Source organism: Arthrobacter sp. TB 26, from assembly GCF_000427315.1.
In the GTDB taxonomy this organism is placed as follows: domain Bacteria; phylum Actinomycetota; class Actinomycetes; order Actinomycetales; family Micrococcaceae; genus Arthrobacter.
The window spans coordinates 1-3,877 of record NZ_AUPJ01000324.1; the positions used below are offsets into that span (position 1 = coordinate 1).

At 68.1% G+C, this 3,877-nt stretch carries 5 protein-coding genes; 2 read left to right on the forward strand and 3 right to left on the reverse strand.

Going from position 1 to position 3,877, the window contains the following annotated elements; genetic code table 11:
* Position 1: 1 nt before the first annotated feature.
* The 3 genes from K789_RS22980 to K789_RS0112270 are packed head-to-tail and all read right to left on the reverse strand — an operon-like array spanning position 2 to position 1,787.
* Complete coding sequence (locus K789_RS22980; RefSeq protein WP_024367001.1) at positions 2–442, reverse strand: hypothetical protein; 441 nt, start codon at positions 440–442, stop codon at positions 2–4.
* 5 nt (positions 443–447) lie between these two features.
* On the reverse strand, positions 448–1,326 hold the full coding sequence (locus tag K789_RS0112265; protein ID WP_024367002.1) for a hypothetical protein: 879 nt from the start codon (positions 1,324–1,326) through the stop codon (positions 448–450).
* Entirely contained in the window at positions 1,323–1,787 is a 465-nt protein-coding gene (locus tag K789_RS0112270; protein ID WP_024367003.1) for a universal stress protein, read from the reverse strand. The genes K789_RS0112265 and K789_RS0112270 overlap by 4 nt, the downstream gene beginning before the upstream one ends.
* A 126-nt stretch (positions 1,788–1,913) precedes the next feature.
* Here K789_RS0112270 and K789_RS0112275 point away from each other — a divergent pair, with 126 nt between their 5' ends.
* Positions 1,914–2,786 carry an NAD-dependent epimerase/dehydratase family protein gene (locus K789_RS0112275; RefSeq protein ID WP_024367004.1) on the forward strand — a complete coding sequence of 291 codons (873 nt, stop codon included), beginning with the start codon at positions 1,914–1,916 and terminating at the stop codon, positions 2,784–2,786.
* Positions 2,787–2,796: 10 nt separating this feature from the next.
* Positions 2,797–3,828: an aldo/keto reductase gene (locus tag K789_RS0112280; protein ID WP_024367005.1), complete on the forward strand. Its 1,032-nt coding sequence runs from the start codon at positions 2,797–2,799 to the stop codon at positions 3,826–3,828.
* Positions 3,829–3,877: the final 49 nt, after the last annotated feature.

A 3,877-nucleotide genomic window follows, 5' to 3' on the forward strand; every position in this document is an offset into this window, starting at 1 on the left:
CTCACGGAGCTCTGCTTTCCGCGGGCTGGCGCTGCCGTCGCCAATGCGCGACTGCCGACGGGACCAGGAACGCCAGCGCCGGCACGCTCCACAGCCAGAACCCCCAGCCGAACAGCATGAGTCCCAGGTGGAATGCGATCACTCCGGCCCAGCCGGCGGTAGCCCACGCCCCGCCCCTGAGCAGCAGGAGGCCGAGGGCAACCTCGCCCAGGGACAGGGCCAGGCCCCACGCGGCAGGATTGGCCATGAAGACGTCGCGCCAGGAATCGGTGATAAACGGCAGCAGGGCCCCGTCTGCGAAGTGCCGGTAGAACTCCGGGCCGGCGGCCACGATCCCGAGGTGGATGCCGCCGGTGAAGAGGAAGAAGCCGCCCACGACCCTTCCCGGCCGTCCGGTGCGCTCCGCGGCCCGGATCCGCTCCGGGGCCTGCAGCTGAGCCACGGCCCCTACCTTTCCGTGCCGGCGCCAGCGCCGGTTTCCGTGGCGGCTTCCACGGTGAGGGGCCGGCGGGTCCCGTCACCACGGGCCACGCCGCCGGGATTCAGCTCAACTTTCCACAGGTGCAGCCCACCCAGCACCAGGAAGAAGGCAGACAGCAGGACCGAGGACCAGAGGGACAACGCAGACACGGGGACGTTGAACAGCGGTTTGAACAGCTCCCCCAGGGCCAGGGAGAAGATCAGGGTGAAGCCGAGCAGGTACAGCGAGGGCATCAACACCAGCCCCGGCCAGCGGCTACGGAATGACAGGACGGCGAGGATGAGGAACGCCGGCATGATGAAGCACAGGTCGAGGATGAAAACGGAGTAGAGCGAATCGATTTTCTCGCCGGTCCGCATCAGCGGCAGCAGCATGGCAATCCACAGCGGATAGAAGATGAGCGGCTGGAGGAGTGCGCCCGAGGCGGACAGCACCCGGATGCCTTTTGGCAGCCGCGCCCGCATTGGCCCCTCCGCCCGGAGCTCCACCGCCGTGTAGACCATCCCCCAGAAGGACAAGGCAAAGACGGCCAGGTAAACCAGGTAGAAGCCGTTGTAGGTCCGCTCAATGGAGTAGATTCCATAGGCATAGAACAGGTAGCCCAGGATCCCAAGCGCCACGAGCTGTACCTTGGGTTGCCCCCGCCGCACGGTCACTGCCAGGACCAGCAGGGCAACGCCGGCGACGGCGGACATCAGGTCCTGGGACACCGCACCGGGAATCAGGTCCGCAGCCACGATGCCCCGGTAGATGTCCGGGAACAGCAGCCCCGTCACTGCGGCGGGGAGGGTAAGTGCACCGGTGAGTATCCAGAGGGCCCGCACCGGCCACGGGCTGCGGTTCATTCCTTCGCCTGGCGCTTGTCCGCGTGATCGCCGACCACCAGCACCGGGCAGTGTGCATGGGCCGCGCAGGCACCGCTGACCGATCCCATGACCTGGGCGAGGAAGCCGCCACGGCCGCGCCGGCCGACCACCAGGAGCTGGGCGTCCCGGCTCTCCTGCACGAGGACCTTGGCCGGCGGGCCGAACTTCACCGTCCGGGTCAGGCCTTCCGGCATGTCACCGCCGAAGGCACGTTCGAGGGATTCGTCGACGAGCCGTTTGGCCGTCTCTTCCAGCTGGGTGGTGGTGGGGGAGCTCTCTTCGGGCAGGTGGGAGGCCAGGAAAAGATCCGAAGTGCCCAGGCACGTGACGACCTCCAGGGGCGCGTCAAGGCTCCTGGCCATGCGCCCGGCGAGCCGGAGCGCCGTCGTCGAGAAGTCCGAACCGTCCACGCCCACGACTATCCGCTGATCAGCGTTCATGGCCCCCAGCCTGCCCGGCCCGCCCCAGCGCGCCTAGGGCCAAAAGTCACGCGGGGGTGTGCACAGTCCCCCGGCCCCCTCTAGGGTGGAACAATCCCAGACCGCCCCACAATGCGAGGAGTACTGATGAGAGTTGCTGTCACCGGAGGAAGCGGAAAGCTCGGCCGGAGCGTCGTGCGGCGGTTGGGCGGGGACGGCCACGAGGTCACCAACCTCGACCGCACCGGCACGCGGGGGCGCGGTTTCACCGAGGTGGACCTGCGCAACTACGGCCAGGTGCTGGACGTGCTCCTGGGGCTTGAGGACCGGCACGCGGGGTTCGATGCGGTGGTGCACCTGGCCGCGATCCCGGCCCCCGGCCACGCCCCGGACGCCGCCACTTTCGAGAACAACATGCTGGCCACGTACAACGTGTTCCAGGCGGCCCGCCGGGCCGGGATCAAAAAGATTGTCTACGCCTCCAGTGAGACGGTGCTGGGACTGCCGTTCGACGTCGACCCTCCCTACATCCCGGTGGACGAGGAATACCCCGCCCGGCCGGAAAGCACGTACTCGCTGGTCAAACACCTCGAGGAACAGATGGCGATCCAGCTCACCCGCTGGGACCCGGAGCTCAGCATCACCGGGCTGCGCTTCTCCAACGTGATGGATCCCGAGGACTATGAGGAGTTCCCTGGCTTCGATGCCGAGGCGAAGCTGCGCAAGTGGAATCTCTGGGGCTACATCGACGGCCGGGACGGGGCGCAGGCCGTGGCGCGCGCCCTTGAACACGGCACGCCGGGGTTCGAGGCGTTCATCATCGCCAACTCGGACACCGTGATGAGCCGTTCCAGCGCCAGCCTCGCAGCGGAAGTGTTCCCGAATGTGCCTGTCGTGAAGGAGCTCGGTGAGCACGAAACCCTGCTCTCGATTGACAAGGCCAAACGCCTGCTGGGCTACGCGCCGGAGCACAGCTGGCGGAACTACCACCCGCTGCGGACCACTCCCACCGAAGATTGAGAGGAGACCCATGAAATACCGCCCCCTGGGCGCCAGCGGCGCCGTCGTCTCCAACTACGCGCTGGGCACCATGACCTTCGGCGCCGAAGCTGCCGAGGAACAATCCCACGCGATCCTGGATGACTACCTCGCGGCGGGCGGCAACTTCATTGACACCGCCGATGTTTACGCCGCGGGGGTCTCGGAGGAGATCATCGGCCGCTGGCTCGCCGCGCGACCGGAGGCCCGGGACCGCGTGGTGCTCGCCACCAAAGGCCGCTTCCCGACGGGCAAAGCCCCGAACGACGTCGGCACCTCCCGCCGGCACCTGAACCGCGCGCTGGATGAGTCGCTGCGCCGCCTCGGTGTGGAGCAGATCGACCTTTACCAGCTGCATGCCTGGGATCCCATCACACCGCTGGAGGAATCCCTGCGCTTCCTGCACGACGCCGTCTCCAGCGGGAAAATCGCCTACTACGGCTTTTCGAATTTCCTGGGCTGGCAGCTGACGAAGGCCGTCCACGTGGCCCGGGCCCACGGCTGGAGCGGACCCGTGACGCTGCAGCCGCAGTACAGTCTGCTGGTCCGCGAGATCGAGTCCGAGATCGTTCCGGCCTCGCTCGACGCCGGGATCGGCCTGCTGCCCTGGTCGCCGCTGGCCGGGGGCTGGCTCTCCGGAAAATACAAGCGGGATCAGACCCCCGCCGGCGCCACCCGGCTGGGCGAAAATCCGGAACGCGGCATGGAGGCCTGGAAGGCCAGGAACGCGGACCCGCGCACCTGGGAAATCGCGGAGGCAGTGCACGAAATCGCCGGACGGCACGAGGCAAGCGCCGCCCAGGTGGCCCTGGCCTGGCTGGCGGAGCAGCCGGCCGTGACCTCGGTGATCCTGGGGGCGCGCAGCACGGAACAGCTCGCCGACAACCTCGGGGCCGCGGACCTCGCGCTGACCGAGGGGGAACTGATGCGGCTGAGCGAGGTGAGCCGGCCGCGCGTCGGGGTCTACCCGTACGGGCCGATGGCCCAGGAGCAGCGGAGCCGGAAGATTACCGGCGGCCGCTAAGGAAGCAACGCGGGGTCACTTCGCGCCTATCCGAGCGCCTCGGATGGGC

Bases quoted from the DNA above. Each gene is read 5' to 3' on its own strand.
- K789_RS0112265 (WP_024367002.1), bottom strand. From the start codon at position 1,326: ATGAACCGCAGCCCGTGGCCGGTGCGGGCCCTCTGGATACTCACCGGT.
- K789_RS0112270 (WP_024367003.1), bottom strand. From the start codon at position 1,787: ATGAACGCTGATCAGCGGATAGTCGTGGGCGTGGACGGTTCGGACTTC.
- K789_RS0112275 (WP_024367004.1), top strand. From the start codon at position 1,914: ATGAGAGTTGCTGTCACCGGAGGAAGCGGAAAGCTCGGCCGGAGCGTC.
- K789_RS0112280 (WP_024367005.1), top strand. From the start codon at position 2,797: ATGAAATACCGCCCCCTGGGCGCCAGCGGCGCCGTCGTCTCCAACTAC.